22 protein-coding genes and 2 tRNA genes are annotated in these 20865 nt (G+C 70.8%); 11 read left to right on the top strand and 13 right to left on the bottom strand.

What is annotated here, in order from left to right; all coding sequences use genetic code 11:
- Nucleotides 1–121: 121 nt before the first annotated feature.
- From ACFV6V_RS29800 to ACFV6V_RS29830, 7 genes are all read left to right on the top strand, one after another.
- Nucleotides 122–1294 carry an acyl-CoA dehydrogenase family protein gene (locus ACFV6V_RS29800; protein WP_385570947.1) on the top strand — a complete coding sequence of 391 codons (1173 nt, stop codon included), beginning with the start codon at nucleotides 122–124 and terminating at the stop codon, nucleotides 1292–1294.
- Complete coding sequence (locus ACFV6V_RS29805; RefSeq protein ID WP_385570948.1) at nucleotides 1291–2289, top strand: bifunctional MaoC family dehydratase N-terminal/OB-fold nucleic acid binding domain-containing protein; 999 nt, start codon at nucleotides 1291–1293, stop codon at nucleotides 2287–2289. Before ACFV6V_RS29800 ends, ACFV6V_RS29805 begins: the two co-directional genes overlap by 4 nt.
- Nucleotide 2290: 1 nt before the next feature.
- On the top strand, nucleotides 2291–3331 hold the full coding sequence (locus tag ACFV6V_RS29810) for an acyl-CoA dehydrogenase family protein (protein ID WP_385570949.1): 1041 nt from the start codon (nucleotides 2291–2293) through the stop codon (nucleotides 3329–3331).
- Nucleotides 3328–3747, top strand: coding sequence for a MaoC family dehydratase (locus tag ACFV6V_RS29815; RefSeq protein ID WP_385570950.1), 420 nt, complete (start codon nucleotides 3328–3330; stop codon nucleotides 3745–3747). Before ACFV6V_RS29810 ends, ACFV6V_RS29815 begins: the two co-directional genes overlap by 4 nt.
- Nucleotides 3744–4910: a lipid-transfer protein gene (locus ACFV6V_RS29820; protein WP_385570951.1), complete on the top strand. Its 1167-nt coding sequence runs from the start codon at nucleotides 3744–3746 to the stop codon at nucleotides 4908–4910. The genes ACFV6V_RS29815 and ACFV6V_RS29820 overlap by 4 nt, the downstream gene beginning before the upstream one ends.
- A gap of 200 nt (nucleotides 4911–5110) precedes the next feature.
- Nucleotides 5111–5644 (top strand): SigE family RNA polymerase sigma factor, encoded by a 534-nt coding sequence (locus tag ACFV6V_RS29825; protein ID WP_361280905.1) that lies wholly within the window; start codon nucleotides 5111–5113, stop codon nucleotides 5642–5644.
- 193 nt (nucleotides 5645–5837) lie between these two features.
- Nucleotides 5838–7490, top strand: a complete 1653-nt coding sequence (locus ACFV6V_RS29830; RefSeq protein WP_385570966.1) for a long-chain fatty acid--CoA ligase — start codon at nucleotides 5838–5840, stop codon at nucleotides 7488–7490.
- A gap of 197 nt (nucleotides 7491–7687) precedes the next feature.
- Here ACFV6V_RS29830 and ACFV6V_RS29835 read toward each other — a convergent pair whose 3' ends face one another.
- The gene (locus ACFV6V_RS29835; RefSeq protein WP_385570952.1) at nucleotides 7688–11365 is read right to left on the bottom strand and encodes a PAS domain-containing protein; all 3678 of its coding nucleotides are present in this window, start codon (nucleotides 11363–11365) and stop codon (nucleotides 7688–7690) included.
- A gap of 232 nt (nucleotides 11366–11597) precedes the next feature.
- The gene (locus tag ACFV6V_RS29840) at nucleotides 11598–12086 is read right to left on the bottom strand and encodes an SSI family serine proteinase inhibitor (RefSeq protein WP_385570953.1); all 489 of its coding nucleotides are present in this window, start codon (nucleotides 12084–12086) and stop codon (nucleotides 11598–11600) included.
- Nucleotides 12087–12375: 289 nt separating this feature from the next.
- Here ACFV6V_RS29840 and ACFV6V_RS29845 point away from each other — a divergent pair.
- Together ACFV6V_RS29845 and ACFV6V_RS29850 are read left to right on the top strand one after the other, a co-directional pair.
- Nucleotides 12376–12466: transfer RNA gene (locus ACFV6V_RS29845), tRNA-Ser, on the top strand.
- 231 nt (nucleotides 12467–12697) lie between these two features.
- Nucleotides 12698–12770: transfer RNA gene (locus tag ACFV6V_RS29850), tRNA-Arg, on the top strand.
- A gap of 87 nt (nucleotides 12771–12857) precedes the next feature.
- On the opposite strand, the gene xerC is transcribed toward ACFV6V_RS29850, so the two are convergent.
- From xerC to ACFV6V_RS29905, 11 genes are all read right to left on the bottom strand, one after another.
- Nucleotides 12858–14093: a tyrosine recombinase XerC gene (gene xerC / locus ACFV6V_RS29855; protein WP_385570954.1), complete on the bottom strand. Its 1236-nt coding sequence runs from the start codon at nucleotides 14091–14093 to the stop codon at nucleotides 12858–12860.
- Nucleotides 14081–14287, bottom strand: a complete 207-nt coding sequence (locus ACFV6V_RS29860) for an excisionase family DNA-binding protein (protein ID WP_385570955.1) — start codon at nucleotides 14285–14287, stop codon at nucleotides 14081–14083. The genes xerC and ACFV6V_RS29860 overlap by 13 nt, the downstream gene beginning before the upstream one ends.
- Nucleotides 14284–15663 carry a replication initiator protein RepSA gene (gene repSA / locus ACFV6V_RS29865; RefSeq protein ID WP_385570956.1) on the bottom strand — a complete coding sequence of 460 codons (1380 nt, stop codon included), beginning with the start codon at nucleotides 15661–15663 and terminating at the stop codon, nucleotides 14284–14286. The genes ACFV6V_RS29860 and repSA overlap by 4 nt, the downstream gene beginning before the upstream one ends.
- Entirely contained in the window at nucleotides 15660–15854 is a 195-nt protein-coding gene (locus tag ACFV6V_RS29870) for a hypothetical protein (protein ID WP_385570957.1), read from the bottom strand. The genes repSA and ACFV6V_RS29870 overlap by 4 nt, the downstream gene beginning before the upstream one ends.
- 92 nt (nucleotides 15855–15946) lie before the next feature.
- A complete protein-coding gene (locus ACFV6V_RS29875) occupies nucleotides 15947–16264 on the bottom strand; it encodes a SpdD-like protein (RefSeq protein ID WP_385570958.1) in 318 nt (105 codons plus the stop codon).
- Nucleotides 16265–16289: 25 nt separating this feature from the next.
- Nucleotides 16290–16448, bottom strand: coding sequence for a hypothetical protein (locus ACFV6V_RS29880; RefSeq protein WP_017947661.1), 159 nt, complete (start codon nucleotides 16446–16448; stop codon nucleotides 16290–16292).
- A gap of 17 nt (nucleotides 16449–16465) precedes the next feature.
- Complete coding sequence (locus ACFV6V_RS29885; protein WP_385570959.1) at nucleotides 16466–16660, bottom strand: mobile element transfer protein; 195 nt, start codon at nucleotides 16658–16660, stop codon at nucleotides 16466–16468.
- Nucleotides 16661–16679: 19 nt separating this feature from the next.
- Nucleotides 16680–17333 (bottom strand): DUF2637 domain-containing protein, encoded by a 654-nt coding sequence (locus ACFV6V_RS29890; protein ID WP_385570960.1) that lies wholly within the window; start codon nucleotides 17331–17333, stop codon nucleotides 16680–16682.
- Between the two features lie 89 nt (nucleotides 17334–17422).
- The gene (locus tag ACFV6V_RS29895; RefSeq protein WP_385570961.1) at nucleotides 17423–18781 is read right to left on the bottom strand and encodes an FtsK/SpoIIIE domain-containing protein; all 1359 of its coding nucleotides are present in this window, start codon (nucleotides 18779–18781) and stop codon (nucleotides 17423–17425) included.
- Between the two features lie 2 nt (nucleotides 18782–18783).
- A complete protein-coding gene (locus ACFV6V_RS29900; RefSeq protein ID WP_385570962.1) occupies nucleotides 18784–19140 on the bottom strand; it encodes a hypothetical protein in 357 nt (118 codons plus the stop codon).
- Nucleotides 19141–19278: 138 nt separating this feature from the next.
- A complete protein-coding gene (locus ACFV6V_RS29905) occupies nucleotides 19279–20058 on the bottom strand; it encodes a GntR family transcriptional regulator (RefSeq protein ID WP_385570963.1) in 780 nt (259 codons plus the stop codon).
- Nucleotides 20059–20076: 18 nt separating this feature from the next.
- On the opposite strand from ACFV6V_RS29905, the gene ACFV6V_RS29910 reads away from it, so the two are divergent.
- Nucleotides 20077–20541, top strand: coding sequence for an NUDIX hydrolase (locus ACFV6V_RS29910; protein ID WP_385570964.1), 465 nt, complete (start codon nucleotides 20077–20079; stop codon nucleotides 20539–20541).
- Between the two features lie 20 nt (nucleotides 20542–20561).
- On the top strand, nucleotides 20562–20771 hold the full coding sequence (locus ACFV6V_RS29915; RefSeq protein ID WP_385570965.1) for an e9imm peptide: 210 nt from the start codon (nucleotides 20562–20564) through the stop codon (nucleotides 20769–20771).
- The last annotated feature ends 94 nt before the right edge of the window (nucleotides 20772–20865 follow it).

Here is a 20865-nt window from a genome sequence, read left to right on the forward strand (position 1 = left end):
GCGGTGGCACCGCCGCACAGGCCGTCGGCCGTTCCCTTGACAGCTCCAGTCGATCTGACGGACAGTCAGAAACGTATTCAGGGAACCGCCCCCACCCCATCCCCTTCGGGAGGATGCCGCCGTGCACCTTGCACCGACCGCGCGCCAAAAGCGGCTGCGCGCCGAACTCCGCGCGTACTTCCGCGAGCTGATGCCCGACGGGCCACCGCCTCCAGGCGACGCGTCCGAACAGCGCCGTCTGCTGCGGCGGATCGGCGCCGACGGGATGCTCGGACTCGGCTGGCCCGTCGCCTACGGGGGCCAGGGGCGCGGCCCCGACGAGCAGTTCGTGTTCTTCGACGAGGCGTATCGCGCCGGCGCTCCGGTCTCGATGGTCACGCTGAACACCGTCGGTCCGACCCTGATGAGATACGGCACCGAGGAGCAGAAGGCCACTTTCCTCCCGCGGATCCTGAGCGGGGACGTGGTGTTCGCGATCGGCTACAGCGAGCCTGGCGCGGGTACCGACCTCGCCGCCCTGCGCACCCGGGCCGTGAGGGACGCCGCCGGGGGCCACTGGCTGATCGACGGACAGAAGGTCTTCACCTCCAACGCCCAGAACGCCGACTGGATCTGGCTGGCCTGCCGTACGGACCCCGAGGCCCCCAAGCACCAGGGGATCTCGATCATCCTGGTGCCGACGGACGCCCCCGGCTTCTCCTGGACCCCGATCCGGACGGTCGGCGGTCTGACCACGACGGCCACCTACTACGACGGGATACGGGTCCCTGCCACGTATCTGGTCGGCGAGGAGAACCACGGCTGGGAGCTCATCACCAACCAGCTCAACCATGAGCGTGTGGCCCTCGCCGCCGTCGGTATGCAGGCGGAGGACTTCGCCGCCGCGGCCCTCGACCATGCCCGCCGCCCCGATCCGCTGACCGGCGAGCGCCCGTTGGACCAGCCGTGGGTGCGGTCCAGGATCGCCGAGGTGCATGCCAGGCTCGCGGCGACCCGCCTGCTCAACTGGCGCCTGGTCGCGGACGTGGGAGCGGGCCGGCTGGCACCGGGCGATGCCAGCGGCGTGAAGTTCGCCGGGACGGAGTCGGCCGTCGAGGTGTACCGGATGTGCCAGGAGATCGCGGGGGACGCCGCACTGGTGAGGGCCGGTTCGCCGGGGGTCTTCGGTGACGGCGGGGAGCTGGAGCGGATGAACAGGGCCGCGCAGATCAACACCTTCGGGGGCGGGGTGAGCGAGGTGCAGCGGGAGATCGTGGCCACGACGCGGCTCGGTATGAGGAGGGGGAAGCGGTGAGCGGGGAAGCGACGGAGGACGAGGAGCTGTACACGCGTCTGAAGTCCTATGAAGGGCGCCCCACAGCCGCCCCCGGAACCGGGAAGGACCTGGTCAACGAGCCGATGATCAGGCACTGGTGCGAGGCGATGGGTGATACGAACCCGGCGTACACCGGAGCGGACGCGATCGCCCCGCCCACGATGCTCCAGGCCTGGACGATGGGCGGGCTCTCGGGGTACGCCGAGCGCTCGGGGGCGTACGACGAACTGTCCGCACTGCTGGACAGCGCCGGTTACACCTCGATCGTCGCGACCGACTGCGAGCAGGAGTATCTGCGCCCGCTGCGCCCCGGCGACCGGATCACCTTCGACTCGGTCATCGAGTCGGTGTCGCGGCGCAAGACGACCAAGCTGGGCGCGGGCCACTTCATCACCACGCGGATGGACATCCGGGCGGCCGGCGAGCCCGCGGGCACGCACCGCTTCCGGGTGCTGAAGTACGCACCGGCCGGTGGTGGCGGGGCGGCGACGACGCGGCAGCGGCCACGCGAGGCACACCGCCCTGCGCCGGTGATCAACCGCGACAACGCCGGATTCTGGGAGGGCGTCGCCGAGCACCGGCTGCTGATCCAACGCTGCGCGGACTGCGACGCGCTCCGCTTTCCCTGGCTGCCGGGATGCGGCGGATGCGGCTCGGCGCGCTGGGACACCGTCGAGGCGAGTGGCGAGGGCACCGTCTACTCGTACGTGGTGATGCACCACCCGCCGTTCCCCGCCTTCGACCCCCCTTACGCCGTCGGGCTGATCGAGCTGGCCGAGGGGGTCCGGATGGTCAGCAACGTGGTGGGTGTCCCGTGCGACGAGGTCCGCATCGGGCTTCCCGTGCGGCTGGAGTTCATGCGAGTGGACGGGGACGAGGGGGCCGGGGCACGGGAACTTCCCGTGTTCCGCCCGGTCGCAGGGGCAGGGGCAGGGGCAGGGGCAGTGGGTCGGGCAGGGGACGGTGCGGTCTGACATGGACTTCACCCCCACCGAGGAACAGGACGCGGCCCGTGAGCTGGCCGCCCGGATCTTCGCCGACCTGTCCACGCATGAACGGCTGGCCGCGGCCGGGACCGGCACGGATGTCGAGCTGTGGAAGGCGCTGTGTGCGGCCGGGCTGCCCGGCGCCGTGGAGGAGATCGGGCTGCTCGGGCTCGTACTGCTGCTGGAGGAGCAGGGCCGTACGACCGCGCAGGTGCCGCTGGCAGCGAGCTGTGTCCACGGGGTGCTCGCGGTGTCCCGGCACGGCACGCCCGAGCAGCGCGCACGTCTGCTGCCGGCGCTGCGGGCCGGGAGCGCGGTCGCCACCGGCGCCTTCCCGGAGCGCGGAACGGTGCGGGCCGAGGGAGACGGGCGGCTGACCGGCACGGTGGCCTGGGTGCCCTGGCTGAGGGACGCCACCCATGTGCTCGTCCCGGACACGGCACGGTCGCTGTGGCTGGTACGGGCGGCGGACGCGGAGATCACCGCGGTGGAGACCACGGCCCCCTGGGCGGCGGCCAGGCTCACCCTGGACTGCACACCGGCCGAGCGACTCGGCAACGGCAGCCCCGGCACGGGGGCGTACGAGGACGTGCTCGCCGTGGCCCGCATCGCCTTCGCCGGACTCCAGGCGGGAGTCTGTGCGGGCTCTCTCGCCCGGGCCGTTGCGTACACCTCGGTGAGGGAGCAGTTCGGCCGCCCGCTCGCCACGAAGCAGGCCGTCCAACTCCGGGCGGCGGATGCGTACATGGACACCGAGGCGATCCGGGTCACCGCATACGAGGCGGCCTGGAGGTGCGACGAGCGGCTGCCGTGCGCAGAGCAGGCGCTGGTCGCGGGCTGGTGGGCGTCCGAGGCGGGCAAGCGCGTCGTGCACACGGGCCAGCATCTGCACGGCGGCCTCGGCGCGGACATCGACCATCCGGTCCACCGGCACTTCCTGTGGGGGCGCCAGCTGGACGCGTACCTGGGCTGCGGCGCACAACTCCTCGAGGAGCTGGGACTGTTGCTGGCAAAGGAGAAGGTCCAATGAGCGTCCCACCCGTGGGCAGTGAGCTGGCTCCGCTGACGATCCCCCTCACCCGCACCCTGATCGTCGCCGGAGCGATCGCGTCCCGCGACTACCAGGATGTGCACCATGACGCGGAGCTCGCCAGGGGGAAGGGCTCGCCGGACATCTTCATGAACATCCTGACGACCAACGGGCTCGTCGGCAGGTACATCACCGACCACTTCGGGCCCACGGCCGTGCTCCGCAAGGTGGAGATCCGGCTCGGCGCCCCCAACTACCCGGGCGACACCATGACGTTGACCGGCACGGTCGCCGAGTCCGAGCCGGAGTCGGGCACCGTGCGGGTGCGGGTCGTCGGGGCGAACGGCATCGGGCACCACGTCACCGGCACGGTCACCGTCCAGTTGCCGGCATCCATGACGGAGGTGGGATCGTGAGTGTGCGCAGGGCCGATTCCCTCGGCGGGCGCGCGGCGGTGGCCGGCATCGGAGCCACCGAGTTCTCGAAGGACTCCGGCCGCAGTGAGCTCACTCTCGCCGTCCAGGCCGTACGGGCCGCACTCGACGACGCCGGGCTCTCCCCCGCGGATGTCGACGGCATGGTCACCTTCACCATGGACACGAGCCCCGAGATCACCGTCGCCCAGGCGGCGGGCATCGGTGAGCTCTCCTTCTTCTCCCGTGTCCACTACGGCGGCGGCGCGGCCTGCGCCACCGTCCAGCAGGCGGCCCTCGCCGTCGCCGCCGGTGTCGCCGAGGTCGTGGTCTGCTACCGGGCGTTCAACGAGCGATCCGGCCGCAGGTTCGGCTCCGGTGTGCAGCGCCGTGAGCCGTCGGCGGAGGGCGCGGCGCTGGGCTGGTACCTGCCGTTCGGGCTGCTCACCCCCGCCTCGTGGGTGGCGATGACCGCGCAGCGCTATCTGTACGCGTACGGGCTCACCCCCGAGGCGTTCGGCCATGTCGCCGTGACCGGCCGTCGCCACGCGGCCCGCAACCCCGCCGCGTACTTCCACGGCAAACCGATCACACTCTCGGACCACGCCGCGTCCCGGTGGATCGTCGAGCCCCTGCGTCTCCTCGACTGCTGCCAGGAGACGGACGGCGGCCAGGCGATCGTGGTGACCTCGCTGGAGCGGGCCAGGGGTCTGCGGCGGCCACCGGCCGTCATCGTCGCGGCGGCACAGGGGGCGGGCCGTGCGCAGGAGCAGATGACCAGCTACTACCGGGACGAACTCACCGGCCTGCCGGAGATGGGTGTCGTGGCCCGTCAGCTCTGGAGGACCGCCGGACTCGGCCCGGGCGACATCGACGTCGGCATCCTCTATGACCATTTCACGCCTTTTGTCCTTATGCAGTTGGAGGAGTTCGGCTTCTGCAAGCCGGGCGAGGCCGCCGACTTCGTCGCGGCGGACACGCTGCCCCTCAACACGCACGGAGGGCAGCTGGGGGAGGCGTATCTGCACGGGATGAACGGCATAGCGGAGGCGGTCCGCCAGATCCGGGGCACCTCGGTGAACCAGGTGGCAGGCGCCGGGACCGCCCTGGTCACAGCGGGGACGGGGGTGCCGACCTCCGGTCTCATACTGGGGTCTGACGGCTGAAACAGCCTGCTCAGCGCGTACGCGGACGGCGATCAGGGCCGCCGGCGCCGAGGCGGGGGCTCCTCGACCCCCTACCCGTGAGGCTGATCCCCTCCACCTTGGGGAGGTTGGGCTTACGGCGCCCCTACAACTTGAGGGGGACCCGCTTTCGGCACCTTGGGTCGATCCGGTGGCGCACAGCCCGCTCATAGCGTGGAGCCATGACCACGCCAGTCTGCGCGACCGCTTCCAGGGCGGCGACGTATCCGTCGTTCTCGTCGTACGTACGGGCGCGGGGGCCCGTACTGCTGCGGACCGCCCGCTCTCTCACGGCCAACCCCTGCGACGCGGAGGACCTCCTCCAGACCGCACTCACCAAGACGTTCGTCGCCTGGGACCGTATAGAGGACCACCGGGCACTCGACGGCTACGTCCGCCGCGCGCTCCTCAACACGCGTACCTCGCAGTGGCGCAAGCGCAAGGTCGACGAATTCGCCTGCGACGAGCTCCCCGAACCCCCAAGCATCCCCGAGCCGGACCCCGCCGAGCGCCAGGCCCTCAACGACGCGATGTGGCGCGCGGTCATGCGACTCCCGGACCGCCAGCGCGCGATGGTCGTGCTGCGGTACTACGAGGACCTCAGCGAGGCCCAGACCGCGGAGGTGCTCGGAGTCTCCGTCGGCACGGTCAAGAGCGCGGTCTCCCGTGCCCTCGGCAAGCTGCGCGACGACCCGGAGCTCGTGCCGGTGCGTTGACCCGCGTTTGACCCGTGGTGGGCCCGGCTCGCTGGTACAGGCTGGGGCCGCAGCCGGAAAAGGGCTACCCGGAGGTAGTGACATACCGAGCGGTATGTGCGCAGAATCTGCACACCCCTACTTACTCCAGGGTGTCCGGGGGCGATGTCCCCCGGCCGTGAGCCGAGAGCTGTGCGCCCACCGGGAGGACGCCGTGCTGAGCACCATGCAGGACGTACCACTGACCGTGACCCGCATCCTGAAGCACGGGATGACGATCCACGGGACCTCGCAGGTCACCACGTGGACAGGGGAGAGTGAGCCGCACCGGCGCAGCTACCGGGAACTCGGTGAGCGGGCCGCGCAGCTGGCGCATGCCCTACGGGACGACCTCGGGGTCGACGGGGACGAACGTGTCGCCACTTTGATGTGGAACAACGCAGAGCATGTCGAGGCGTACTTCGCCGTGCCCTGCATGGGCGCCGTCCTGCACACCCTCAATCTGCGGCTGCCCGTCGAGCAGCTGGTGTTCATCGTCAACCACGCGGCCGACCGGGTGGTGATCGTCAACGGCTCCCTGCTGCCGCTGCTCGCCCCGCTGCTGCCGCACCTTCCGACGGTCGAGCACGTCGTGGTGTCGGGGCCCGGCGACCGGGCGCTGCTGGACGGGGCGAACGCCCAGGTGCACGAGTACGAGGAGCTGATCGCCGGTAAGCCGGCCTCGTACGACTGGCCCGAGCTGGACGAGCGGTCCGCCGCTGCCATGTGTTACACCTCGGGCACCACCGGTGATCCCAAGGGCGTCGTCTACTCGCACCGCTCCATCTACCTGCACTCGATGCAGGTCAACATGGCCCAGTCGATGGGCCTGACGGACGACGACACCAGCCTGGTGGTGGTGCCGCAGTTCCACGTCAACGCCTGGGGCCTGCCGCACGCCGTGCTGATGTCGGGCGTGAACATGCTGATGCCGGACCGCTTCCTCCAGCCCGGCCCGCTCGCCGAGATGATCGAGACCGAGCGGCCGACCCACGCTGCCGCCGTCCCCACCATCTGGCAGGGCCTCCTCGCCGAACTCACCGCCAAGCCCCGCGATGTGAGCTGCCTCGGCCAGGTCACCATCGGCGGCTCCGCCTGCCCGCCGTCGCTCATGGAGGCGTTCGACAAGCTGGGCATGCGCGTCTGCCACGCCTGGGGCATGACGGAGACCTCCCCGCTCGGCACGATCGCCCGACCGCCCGCCGACGCCGTCGGTACGGACGCGGAGTTCGGCTACCGCCTCACGCAGGGCCGCTTCCCGGCCGGCGTGGAGGCCCGGCTGCGCGGCCCCGGTGGCGGGTTCCTGCCCTGGGACGGCGAGTCGGCGGGAGAGCTGGAGGTGCGCGGACCGTGGATCGCGGGCGCGTACTACGGCGGTGCGCACGGTGAACCGCACAGGCCCGAGGACAAGTTCAGTCAGGACGGCTGGCTGCGGACCGGGGACGTCGGCGTCATCTGCCCCCGGGGCTTCCTCACCCTCACCGACCGGGCCAAGGACGTCATCAAGTCGGGCGGTGAGTGGATCTCTTCCGTCGAACTCGAGAACGCCCTGATGGCCCACCCCGAGATCGCGGAGGCGGCGGTCGTCGCCGTCCCGGACGAGAAGTGGGGCGAACGCCCGCTGGCCACCGTCGTGCTCAAGGCCGGCTCGACGGCCGACTACACGTCGCTCCGGGAATTCCTCGCGGGGCGGATCGCGAAGTGGCAGCTTCCTGAGCGCTGGGCGATCATCGCTGAGGTGCCCAAGACGAGCGTCGGGAAGTTCGACAAGAAGGTCATCCGCAGGCAGTACGCGGAAGGCGAGCTGGACGTCACGCGAGTCGACTGACCTCATATCGCCCGTACGGAGAGCCCCTGGCGCGCTGCCGGGGGCTCCCTGCCGTCCGGCCACCACGGGGCGGCATGTGCGGCCGTCCGAAGCGGGCGAAGCGCACCACGTCACCTGGCTCTGCCGGAGCCTCCTGTGCGAGGCGCTCAGTTCGTACCGACGCTCAGCTGTGTGAGGCGCTCAGTTCGTGTCGACGCTCAGTTCGTGCCGATCTTCGCGAGCAGATCCACGATCCGGCCTTGGACCTCGGTGCTCGTCGAGCGCTCAGCGAGGAACAGCACCGTCTCGCCCGACGACAGCTTCGGGAGCTCGGCCTGGTCGAGTCCCGCCGAGGTGTAGACGACGAGCGGGGTGCGGTTCAACTGGCCGTTCGCGCGCAGCCAGTCGATGACCCCGGCGCGGCGGCGGCGTACCTGCATCAGGTCCATCACCACCAGGTTCGGGCGCATCTGCTGGGCCAGGGTGACGGCGTCGGTGTCGCCCTGGGCGCGGGCCACCTGCATGCCGCGGCGTTCGAGGGTTGCCGCCAGCGCGGTCGCGATGTCGTCGTTCTCCTCGATGAGCAGCACACGGGACGGGTGCTGCTCGCTGTCGCGCGGGGCCAGGGCCTTGAGCAGCACGGCGGGGTCGGCGCCGTACGCCGCCTCGCGGGACGCCTGGCCCAGACCGGCCGCGAGGAGCACCGGGACTTCGGCCGCCACCGCCGCCTGGCGCAGCGACTGGAGGGCGGTGCGGGTGATCGGCCCGGTCAGGGGGTCGACGAAGAGAGCCGCGGGGAACGCGGCGATCTGCGCGTCCACCTCCTCGCGCGAGTGCACGATCACCGGGCGGTAGCCGCGGTCCGTCAGGGCCTGCTGGGTGGCGACGTCCGGTGCGGGCCAGACCAGCAGCCTGCGCGGATTGTCCAACGGCTCCGGGGGCAGCTCGTCGTCCACGGGGAGGGGCACGGGCTGGTTCGCGACCTCGATGGCACCGCCGGGGCCGTCGAGCAGCTCGGGGCCCTCGGCGCCGTCGTCCGGTGCGCCGATCGCGTAGGCACGGCCCTCGGGGGGAGTGGGGGTGCCGAGCCGCTGCTGGGGGTGCGGGCGGGCACCCGTCTCCGGCGTCGCGTCGTCGGGCCGGGTGGCCAGCTTGCGTCGACGCGCGGAAGTGGGCGACTGGGTCTGGGGCAGCGGCTGGTTGGCGCCGAGGGAGCGGCCCTGGGTCAGCGGCTGGTTGGCGCCGAGCGACCGGCCCTGGGCCAGCGGCTGGTTGGCGCCGAGCGAGCGCCCCTGGGTCTGGGTCTGGGCCTGCGCCGCCTGCTGGGCGAACGGCACGCCCTGGCCCAGCGTGCGCACGCTGAACGACCTGCCCTGCGAGGCATCGGTGGGCAGCGGGGTCTCCGCGGGCAGCGGCTGAGCCGCTCGCTGAGGCTGTGTCTTCACGGGGGGCAGCGGAGCGGGCAGAGGCAGGGAGCCGGAGCTCGCCCCGTCCTGCGTCGGCGTCGTCGGCGGTGTCTCGGTGCTCACGGGGTGCGGCTGGGGAGGGGTGTGATCGGCGTCCACACCCTCGACGGCTTCGTGGCGGCCCTGATGGCCTTCTTCGTCCGTGTCCTCGGCGGGCGCGTGCGCCACCCGGTCCGCCTCGGCGGGGGGCAGGGCGAACGCGCTCCGGGATTCGTCGGCGGGCTGCGCCACGCCCAGCGCCCGGCGCGCACGCCGACCTGAGGGCTGGGCCACCGCGCCCGCGGGCTCCAGCGCCGCCGCGCCGACCGCGGTGCCGGAGTCCTCACCGGACGGCCCTGGGGAGGCCGCCGGCAGGGCGGGGAGCGCGGGCAGCGCCGCCTGGGTCGCGGCCCGGCGTGCCCTGCGGCCCGTGGGCTGGGGTGCTGCGAGGGCATCGGGGCCCAGGCCCTGGGGGGGAACCGTCGCGCCGAGCGCCGGTCGGCCGGCATCGCCTTCCGCGGCGGCTTCGGCGGGGCTGGGACGTCCGCGACGACGCCCGGTGCCGGCGGTGGCGACGGCGACGGCGCTGCCAGGATCAACCGATGGTTCGGGTGCCTCGGCTTCCACGGCGCTTTCGAGGAACGCGTCCGTGCTCGAACGGCGTGCGCGTGCGCGCCGCCGGCCGCCGCCCGCCGTCGCCGTCTCGGCCGGTGCGATCTCAGCCGGAGCCCCGGCGGCCGCGGGAGGCTCGGGAACGATCCCCGCGCCCTCGCCGAGCGGCATTTCGAGTACGTACGCACTCCCGCTCATCCCCGGCACCTCGTGCGTCTGGAGCAGACCGCCGTGGGCCGTCACGATTCCGCGGACAATCGGCTCGTGCACCGGGTCGCCCCCGGGGTACGGGCCGCGTACCTCGATCCGTACGACATCGCCGCGCTGGGCCGTCGCGACCACGATCGTGGAGTCGACGTAACCACCGCCCGCGGATGCCACGACCCGGGTGCGACCGGTCGAGTCGACTCCGGCGACGTCCGCGATCAGGTGGGCCAGGGCGGTCGCCAGCCGGGGGGCGTCCACCTCGGCCTCGATCCGCGGGGCGTGCACGGCGAACTGCGCCCGCCCCGGGCCGATCAGCTCCACGGCGCCTTCGACACCGGCCGCGACCACCCCGTCGAGCAGCGCCTTGGTCCGCTGGAGCGGCTCGGCGCCCGAATCCAGGCGCTGGAATCCGAGCACGTTGTCGACCAGCGTGGTCATCCGGGCATAGCCCGCGGCCAGGTGGTGCAGTATCTGGTTGGCCTCGGGCCAGAGCTGTCCGGCCGGGTCGGCGGCCAGCTTGCCGAGCTCACCGCGCAGCTCCTCCAGCGGTGCGCGAAGCGACTCGCCGAGCACCGCGGTGAGCTGGCTCAGCCGGGCGTTCGCCGCGGTCTCCCGCTCGGCGAGCTCCTCGGCCTGCGCCGCGTACCGCTCGGTCCGGTCGGCGAGCTCCGCCGTGTGCTTCTCGGTCAGCGCGTCCAGCTCGGCCGTGTGCTTCTCGGTCAGCGCCGTGACCTCGGTGGTGTGCCGCTCCTCCCGCTCGGCGGCCTCCGCGGTGTGCTGCGTGAGCAGCTCCTCGTACGGCCGCCGGTCGGTGAACGTCATCACCGCGCCGACCAGCTGCTCCCCGTCCCGCACCGGGGCCGTCGTCAGATCGACGGGGACCTGCTCGCCGCTCTTGGCGTACAGCACCTGCCCCCGCACCCGGTGCTTGCGACCCGACTTGAGGGTGTCGGCGAGCGGCGAGTCCTCGTACGGGAACGGCTCGCCGTCCGGCCGCGAGTGCAGGATCAGCGGGTGCAGCTCCCTGCCGCCGAGGTCGCTGGCGCGGAAGCCGAGGATCTGCGCGGCGGCCGGGTTCACCAGGACGACGCGGCCTTCGGTGTCCGTGCCGACGACACCTTCGGCCGCGGCCCGCAGGATCATCTCGGTCTGGCGCTGGGAGCGGGCCAGTTCGGCCTCGGTGTCGAGGGTGCCGGAGAGATCGCGGACGACGAGCATGAGCAGCTCGTCGCCGGTGTAGCTACCCGCGCCGGCGAAGCCGCCGATGTTGCCGCCGCCGTTGACCGCCGCGTATGCCTGCCGGCCGTCTTCCAGGCTGGCGCTGGTCACCTCGACGGGGAACTCGCCGCCGTCCGTGCGCCGCGCGATCATCCGGGTCGGCTTGGTCCTGCCCCGCTCGTCGGCGGATTCGGGCCGCCGCATCGAGCCCGGGATCAGCTTGGAGTCGAAGGACGGAAGGAGATCGAGGAGCCCTCGCCCCACCAGTGCCGTACCCGGTGTCTCGAACATCTCCAAGGCGATGGTGTTCGCGTTGACCACCGTGCCGTTGCAGTTGACGAGTACGAGCCCGTCCGGAAGGGCGTCGAGTATGGCTGCGAGGCGAGCAGCGCCTCGGGATGGCCTGCTGCTCACGACGACGCTTCCTCCCTGACCTACTGCATCTTGCGGACGGCCGGCCCCATCTTCCCTCTCGGACCGCGGCCTGTCACTGGAGTGAGTCTAAAGGCAGGGGGTGGTCATACGGCGGTGGATGAGGGGGAGCTCTCACTGAGGTTCTGTGTGCGGACGGGAACGGACGGCGCACGGGGGGCCCGCCGCGCCGGCCGGGCGCCTCCCGGCGCCCTGACCCGGCCCGGTCCGGCCGCTACGACCTGGCGGTCGGCAGGACCGGCTCCATCGTCCGCCACCGCCCGATCTCGCAGCCGTTGCGACGGGTGAAGGTGGTGTCGACCGGCTTGCCCCGCCACGTCCCCTTGATGTGGGCGGTGGCCGGGCCGCCGTACTGCTGGGGGCACATCCGGTCCTCGCCCATCGGCGCGAAGGGGTCCTTCCCGCCCTCGCCGAGCCTCTCGAGCCGGTCACAGGCCGCCTCCGCCGCGGGGTGCGAGCCGCCGACCGGGCCGCAGGTCAGCTCGTAGGTGCCGTCGGCCCTCGGATTGCCGGTCCGCGAGGTGATCACGGTGAGCCGGTCGGACGACTCGCCCGGCTCGAGCAGCGGGAGCGGGAGTGCCTCCTCCGAGGACGGGGGTGCGGGCGCGGGTGCGGACGGGGCCGCGGACGCGGACGCACCGGGAACGACGGCGAGGAGAGTGGCCACGGATGCCGTGGCGATCAGGGCGGGACGGCGCAGCATGGATGCTCCTGGATGGTCACGTGTGAGGGGCGGCCGACCGCCCCGGCATCTCTAACGCTCCGCGCGCCCGTGCGTTGCGCAATCCGGACTGACCCGAGTGGGCGTCCTCACCTGCATCGCACCCGTGTGCCGCACCCGCACCCGCGCCGCCCGGTGAGCCCACCGGCACGCGCAGAGAATGTTCTTTGCTCCGGGGCCCGAGCGCCTAGTACCGTGGGAAGCGATTGGTGACGAGCCACCCGGCTGTGTCATCATCTGCACGCACCACTCGCGCTCGCGCGAGTGTGCTGGAGGCGTCGCCTAGTCCGGTCTATGGCGCCGCACTGCTAATGCGGTTTGGGTCTTAAAGCCCATCGAGGGTTCAAATCCCTCCGCCTCCGCACCAACACCGAAGCCCCGGCCCGACGGCCGGGGCTTCGGTCGTTCCGGGTGCGTGTCTCCGGGGTGCTCCGAGCTGGGGTTCCGGGTCGCGAGCGGTGTGGGCGCGGAGGCGCCCGTCCAGCCATTTGTGCAGGTCAGACGGTGTGCGCCTAATGGATTTCGTCTGGCGGCACAGGTCATGTAATGTTGTTCCCGCAACGCCGACCAGGCAGAAAAGCCCGGGAAGCCGAGCACTCGTAGCTTAACGGATAGAGCATCTGACTACGGATCAGAAGGTTGCAGGTTCGAATCCTGCCGAGTGCACACAGGTCAAAGCCCCCTCGGGATCATCCCGGAGGGGGCTTTGTCGTGCTGTACAGCAGCGAAGTACAGCAACCGCGCTGATCGTCGTCAGCTGGTACCGCCCATAGCGTCGGACAGCTTGCCGATCGCGGCGCGTACCTCTTCCTCGCTCGCCTCGGCATAGACCTCCATCGTCATGGCGATCTGTGAGTGCCGCAGGATGCGCTGAGCCACCTTCGGATGGACCTTGAGCGCGACCAGGAGCGAGCTGCACGTGTGCCGGGTGTTCCGCAGCGGGATCACTCGGAGCCCAGCGCGACGAGCACGCAGCGCGAACATGCGGGTGAGGTTGCCCGGCTCGATCGGGGTGCCGTACTTCGTGGTGAAGATCAGGTCGTGACTGTCCTGCCAGAGTTCTCCGGCAGCTTTCCTGTCGCCGAGCTGCTGGGCACGGCGCATGTGCAGGGCCTTGAGGCAGAGTGCTGGCAGAGGCAGGAAGTCGTCAGAGTCCTCGGTCTTCGTCTCGCGGTGGAGGATCTGTCGCCCGGCCCGCTGGATCTGGTGATCCACGTACAGTTCGCCGGTCTCGAAGTCGACGGACTTCCACGTCAGGCCGAGGACCTCACCGCGGCGCAGCCCGAGGCAGAGCACGAGGACCCAGGCCGCGAAGAGGTGGTCATCCCGGGAGGCTGCGTCCGCGAGGAATCGGCCTGCCTCTGCGACGGACCACGGCTTGATCCGGCGGCGACGAGGCTTTGGCACCTTCACCAGGGAGGCGACGTTCTTGCTGATCTCCTCCTCGGTCACGGCGTGGGTCAACGCGGCTCGCAGGGCATCGCGGGAACCCTGGATGACCCGGCGGGACGGGTACGACTCACAGCACTCGCCGACCGCGCAGCACTTCCGACGGCTGGGCTCCCGCTTTGCGTCCTTGTCCTGGGCGCAGCACTGGCAGACGGTCGCAAGCTTGGTCAGCCACTCGCGCACATCCCGGACGGTGAGCTTGTCGAGACGTTTCGCACCGAGGTACGGGGTGATGTAGAGCCGCACGTATCCCTCGTACGAGACGTACGACAGCGGGGCGAGGTTGGGCTTCACGATCGACTCCAGCCAGTACGCGAGGAACGCGGCGAGCGTCCGGTGCGTGGTCTGTACGGGGCCTTTCTTGGCTTCGGCGTGGAGGTTGAGCCACTTCTCGTGGACCTCCTCGCGGGTCTTGCCGTAGGCGTACTTGCGAGCCCGCTTGCCGTCCGGCTTCGTCACCCAGACGTAGGCCGCGTAGCCGTTCTTGTATGGGTAGATGGAGCCTTCTCCATTGCCGCGCTTACCGCTCATGCTGCCCACCCCTCAGCGGAGGTGGCGACGCGCTCGACGTACTCATCCACCCAAGCGGGCAGGATCCGCCGGTTCCTTCCCACCTTCACCGAACGGATCTCGCCGGTGAGGACCAGCATCTTGGTCTTGGAGAGACCGAAGCCGAGCATGTCGGCGACCTCAGCGGTGGTGTGCCACTTCCTCTGGATCACGGTGGTGCTCATGCAATGGCTCCTTCCAGGGTGAGTTGGTCGTGCAGGGCTTCGCGGGCGGTTTGGCGGTTGATCTGGAGGTCTCTGGCGATGGTGGCGGCGAGGGCGGATTCGCCGGGGGTGTGGCCGTGTCCGGCGTACTGCCAGGAGGCGAGGACGAGCACGGTGTCCGGGTCGCCGAGAACGTCTTGTTCCTGGGCGGCGCGGTAGTCGGCGCGGATCTGGCGCAGCGCCCCGAGGGTGGTGGAGTACCGGCGGGATTTGGTGGAGAAGTGACCGCGGAAGCCGAGCATGTGAGCCCAGGCGCCCAGCTTCCGGTCGGGATAGAGCGGGGCGAGGTCGAGGCAGGCCTCGATGAGGCGGCGGGGGTGGTCGGGCACGTCCAGGAGGTGGAGGACTTCCCGGTTCCCGATCCGGCGGTCGAGGCTGCCAGTTGATTCGGCTGCTTTGGTGGCGTACTTGGCGACGTAGGAGGCGACGGCTTGTTCGGTGATGTCGGAGCCGTCGCCGAAGGCTTTGACCGGTCGGATGTCGAGCTGGCGGCCCCAGCGGAAAGGCCGGCGGGGCTGATCCCCGGCGGCGGGGACGGTGATCGAGGTGTAGGAGTGGGCGACGGCGGCGCGGATGGAGTCGGTGAGCAGCTGCACGGTGGCCCAGGAGGGCGGTGCCGTGTCGGGGCCGTCGGGTCCGTCGAGGCGGATCACGGCGTGGAAGTGGATGGCGCCGCGCTTCTGGAATTCGGCGACCTTGCCGTAGGAGAGGCGCAGGGCGTCTTTGAGGTCGCGTTGGGTGAGTCCGGCGCGGGCGGCGAGTTCGCGGCGGAGCCGGGTGGTGAAGCGCTGCCAGAGCTGGCCTGCGTGGTTGTTGAACAGGACCGTTCCGGCGTAGTCGTAGGTGGCCGGGTCGAGGGCGGTTCCGAGGGCGGGGTCGTTCTCGGCATGGGCGGTGCCGCAGCGGCAGACGCCGCGGTCGGGGCGGTTGTGCACCGGGCCGAACGAGGGAGCGGTGAAGGTGGCGAAGACCCGGGCGTGGTCGCGGACGGTGGCGGGGATGTCCTTGGCTTCGTCTCCGGCGAGCCCGGCGCGGATGAGGTGGTAGGTGTCTCCGGCGTAGGTGTAGGCGCAGGAGGGGCATCGGGAGGCGCGGCGGTTGCCGCAGGCGACGCGTAAGCGTCCGTCCGGCTCGGTGTCGGTCGAATAGCGGCGGAGCGTCTCTCCGGTCACGCGGTCTTTGGCGAGTGTCCAGCCGGTGAGGTGGATCGGGTCGGAGCAGCCGCCGGTGCGGTGCACCTGGTCCTTCCAGCGGTCGAAGCCGGGGGACCCGGCCACCCGCAGCACGTCGCTGAGGATGGCCGGGTCCAGGCCCGCCGTAGTGGCGGTGTCGGTCACGCGGCCACCTCGATGCGGGACGAGGCAGGGCGGCGGGCCATGCGGGTGCCGGTGCCGTGGCAGGCCGGGCAGCAGACGGTGATGGTGCGGAGGTTTCCGTGTCGGTCGCGGCCGCCGAGGGTGACCCTCACGGTGGGGAAGCCGTCGCAGTTCGAGCAGACCCGCACGGGGGCGGTGGTGGGCTGGGCCATGATGGGTGTTCCTTCCGGATCGGTTGGTTCGGGCAGGGGCACGGCTTCCGGGGCGGCGGATACTTGGCGGTTGAGACCGCCCCGGGAGCCGGTCAGCGGCGCTTTGTCTCGGAAGCGAGCAGCGAGCGGAGCACGACGGCGCAGACCGCGACCGAGGCGGCGGTGATGGCGACCGCGAGGAGCATCGAGACCAGGACCGCGCCCACGACCAGGACGACGGCGGTGCCGCCGCCTATGAGGGCGAGCGCGGTGCCGGGGGTGAGCTGGATCGTGGGCCGGGCCGGTGTTGCCGGGGCGACGGGGACCGGGGCCGGGGCGGGGGTGTGCTGGACGATCGCGGTCGGCTCGACGGCGGGCGGGGTGACGATGCCGGTCGGGGTCGGCATGGTGGGGATCTTCGGTCGGAACATGGGTGCTTCTCCTTTCTGCGGTGGGCTACTTGCTGATGGCGGTGTCGATGACGGGGGCCAGGAGGCTGTCGGCGAGGAGGAAGCCGCCGAGGAGGAGCACGGCGACGAGCCACCACGGCGGGCGGATGAGCTTGATGCCGAGGGCGCCGACGACGATGAGGGCGAGCCAGAGCGGTACGTCCATGGCGATGGGTCTCCCGGTCAGTCGGTGGTGCGGCAGCGGTGGGTGCGGGCGGCGAGCTGGGCGGCGGTCTGGCTGGTGTAGTCGGCGGACCAGCCACAGCGGTCGGCGGTGCATACGGCGGCGTGCTTGGTGCGGCCGTGCCGGTCGCGGTGGGTGCCGATCTGCACGGGGCCGATCCGCATCACGGAGTGGAAGTGGTCACGAGCGGGCATCACGAGTTCTCCCTTCTGGTCAGGTGAGTTGGGCGGCGATGGCGTCGGCGAGCTGGGGCGGGACTCCGAGGCGGGCGCGCAGGGTGTCGGTGTCGATCGGGCTGCCGGTACGAGCGCGGTGCTCGGCGGCGACCTTGCGGGCGTGGTCGACCAGCGCGGCCGGGACGGCCGGCACCGGTTCCGGAGCGGGCTCGGGGGCTGCGGGCAGCGCCGGGGCAGGCTCCGAGGGCTCGACGGGCGCAGGCTCAGCAGCGGGGGCCGGTTCGGCCGGCAGACTCTCGGTCGGTTCGGGGCCGGGTTCGGGGGCGACCGTGGTCGGCGAGTGAGCGAGGAGGGTGCCGCCGAGGAAGGCGACTGCGGGCCATCCGGCGATGCCGAAGCGCAGCCACGCGGGCGGGTGGGCCAGGTCGAGGAACCCGGCGGTAGCGACGTTCGCGCCGAGCGAGGCGAACAGCGCGATCAGGAACCAGCACCAGGCGAGCCGGGACGGGCCGTCGTTGCGCAGCCGACGCCAGGCGGCGACCAGGAGCAGGTCGACACTGACCGGGTAGGCCCATGCCTTCCATCCGGTCTGCCCGGCAGCAGCGGCGAGGTCGTGCAGGTGGGCGAAGGACAGAGCCCCGGCGATCACTGCTTGCACCAGGACGGCGTCGACGCGGAGTAAGCGGGTCATGTCTTCACCTCCTTTGCAGGGCGTTTTGGGCATGGCGGGGGTAGGACCTTGGCGCGAGGTGGTCGCGCCGACCGGGATGGGGGCGGATCTCAGACGGAGGCGGGTGCCTCGGTCGGGGCCGGAATCTTGACGAGCGAGACCGTGGGCAGCAGTTCGGGCCGGAAGGCGGCGAAGCCGGGCAGCACGGGGGTGCGGTGGGCGTGCCGGTTGCAGGCGTTCACGGCCTGCCGCATCGAGGTGTGCGGGGTGCGGATGCGGGCCCAGCCGCCGGTCGAGTCGCCGGTGACGGCGAGGCCGGGGGCGTCGGTCGGGATGGAGATGGCAGCCAGGACGGCGTCGGGTGCGATGTCGCCGAAGGCCATGTTGGCGGAGGCTTCATCGTTGACGCGATGCGCTGTGCGGCCGGTGAGCTGGGCGCGGAGCATCGTGATGCCCTTGCCGAGTTCGGAGCCGAAGCGCTGGCCGCAGATCTCCAGATAGATGCCGGCGGCGCGGCCGAGCTGGGCGAGCCGGGCGAGGGCGGTGATGATCTGGTCGCGGCGCTTCTCCTCGTCCTTGGTGGCGAACAGGGCGAGTTCGGCGACCTCGTCGACGAGCAGGACGATCGGGGTGGGACGCAGGTGTTCGGGAAGGTCCCAGATGTCGGCGGCGATCTCCGCATCGGGTACGTCGGCGTTGATGCGCTGTTCGGCCCGGATCAGCTGGTAGACGCCCTCCATGTGTGCGACGAGTGCGTCGAGGAGTTCGGCGGCGGTGTCGGGGTTGTCGGCCAGCGCGGAGAAGCGGCGGGCGAGCGGGAACAGCTCGACGCCCTGTTTGCAGTCGATGCCGACTAAGGCCACCTCGTGTGCGGCGAGTTCGGCGACCAGGTTGCGCTGGTAGACGGATTTGCCGGACTTCGTGGCGCCGAGGGTCAGGGCGTGGGGGGTGCTGCGGTAGTCGCGGTAGTGGACGGCGCCGTCCTCGCGCAGGGCGACGGGAACCCGCATCGGCGCGGTGTCGACCTTGGCGGGCATCTGCACTCGCTTGAGGACGTCGTAGCCGGTCATCCGCAACTCGACCACACCCGAGCGCAGTTCGCGGGAGGTGACGCCGTACATCGCGAACGAGTGCCGCAGCCGGTCGCATGCGGCTGCCACGTCGAAGGCGTCCTGACCAGGCTGGAGCCCCAGCCGTAAGACCAGGCCGGTCCGGGTCGGACGCAGCCGCAGGATGCGCGGCGGACGCGATTCGGGAGCGGGCCGGTTGGCCATCCGGGCGATGGCGAGCCTCCACCGCGGCGGCGGGACGGTCAGCCCGCACGCCTCCATGACCGAGCCGTACCGAACCAGGACCCGCAGCGTGGCCAGGACGACCCCGAAGGTCAGCCAGTACCAGGCTGGGCGCCACCACCGCAGAAGACCCGCGGCGACGACTACCAGCGCCAGGAGGGCGGTCAGCCACGACATGATCAGGCCGCCTTGGGCTTCGTGGCACCGGCTGCGAGCGACGTGACGGCGACCGCGCGGAACGCGATGCCGTGACGGCGCTGGCCGTTGAACTCGTTCTCCCAAGGCCGAGCGATCAAGCCCGTGAGAGCGACCGGGGTGCCCATGGCCAGATCACCGGAGATGCCGGTCTCGGGCACGGTCACCGAAAGAATCTCCACCTCACCATTCGCCGCGAACATCACGTCCACGGTCGACAGCGCGGCACCGGTCTCCGCGTCCATCGCACGCTCACCGGTACGACGGTCCTTCACCTTGACCTGAGGGGGCTGGGCCACCATCACGGCGGCGGCCGATGTGTCGACGGGGATCTGACGCACAGAGATCACTCCTTTAGAGGTGCTGGACTTCGTTACTCATGTACATGAGTGACATGAAGAAGAGTGCCTGACTCCTGTATATGAGTCAACCCGCCGCGACGAAGAAGTCCCGGCGGGTTGCGAGAAGTTGAGGGTGCGTCAGTCGGCGGCGGGGATGCGGTACTCGAAAACGAACTGGTCAGCGGCCATAAGGGTGTCGCAGACCTCGACCACGCGACCGGCTTCGGTGATGGCGTTCCGCAGCAGGTGAATCACCGGCGCACCAGGGCTGAGGGCGAGTTCGGAGGCTTCGGCCTTGGCGGCCGGTCGGGCGGTAAGTGTCTCGACGAACTCGGTGAAGACGTGGCCGTCGTCCTCCAGGCGGGCGTAGATGCCGCCGGGGCCGGGGTTCTCGGAGAACAGCTGGGGGATGTCCTTGACGACGTCCCACGGAAGGTACGACGTGGCAGTCTCGACCGGGACGCCGTTGCGGAAGTAGAGGCGTCGCCGGGCGAGGACCTGTGCGCCGGCGGGAACGTCCAGCCGCTCGGCGATCCCCTCCGGGGCTTCCATCGGGCCGATGTAGAGAACGCTCACCTTGGCCGTCGCACCGGACTGGGCCGACTCGGCGAGGTAGGCCGCCTTGCCGCCGCGGCGGTGCGAGGCGCGGAAGCGATCCGAGGAACGCAGCCGCACGGGCGGCCGGTCCTTCACGATCGAGCCCTTGCCATGGCGCGTGTCCACGAGCCCGCTCGCCCGAACCTCCACCATGGCCTTACGAATCGTCCCGCCGGAAACGCCGTAGCGCTCCACCAGCTCGGATTCACTCGGCACCAGATCGCCAGGTTTGAGGACACCCGCCCGGATCTGCTGGACGATCTCCTCGGCGATCTGGACGTACCTCGGTACGGCCCTGCCACCCCCTACAGCTGTTTCCACAGTCCTTCTCACTCTCCTATGCTCATGTACATGAGTAACAGCGTCCGAGAGACTCAGTCAACGCCGATGCACTCTGTGTCCGTCGCGGGGGCAGTCGTGCGCGAGGACGGCCGACTCCTGGCGATCCGCCGCGCGGACAACGGCCGGTGGGAGCTCCCGGGCGGAGTCCTCGAACTCAACGAGTCCCCCCAGGAGGGCGTTGCTCGCGAGGTTTGGGAAGAGACCGGCATCCGGGTCGAGGTGGACGAGCTGACCGGCATCTACAAGAACATGACGCGAGGCGTCGTGGCCTTGGTCTTCCGGTGCAAGCCGTCGGGCGGCACGGAGCGAACTTCCGACGAGTCGACGGCAGTTGAGTGGATCGCGCCCAGCGAAGCCTCCGAGCTGATGGTCGAGGCATACGCGGTCCGTCTCCTCGATGCGCTGGACGGGGCGGGGCCCCACGTCAGGTGCCATGACGGCCGTCGATTGATCACGGCGTGAACAGCGAACACCACATGAGGATGAGCCGCAGGGAAGCCATCCCGCTCGTGCAGCGCCTGATGGACGACTCGGTCACCGACGAGCACCATGCCGACGCGATCCTGGACGCACTGCAACGCGGACTCGCATGTCCCCACGTCAGCGACTACATCTTCTGGGACTTCGATCCGGAGCTAACCGCCGAGAAGGTCGTTGATCGAGCCCTGGCGTACAAGCCGATCGCCCTCTGAGCGTGTCGGATCCCAGCTGATGCCTGACGTTCTGGTCCCAGGTGATGCTTGACGGTGGGCCTAGACAACGTAGGGAGCCCCGTGGGGCTTGTTC

The sequence above is a fragment of the Streptomyces sp. NPDC059828 genome (assembly GCF_042731955.1).
Lineage (GTDB): Bacteria > Actinomycetota > Actinomycetes > Streptomycetales > Streptomycetaceae > Streptomyces.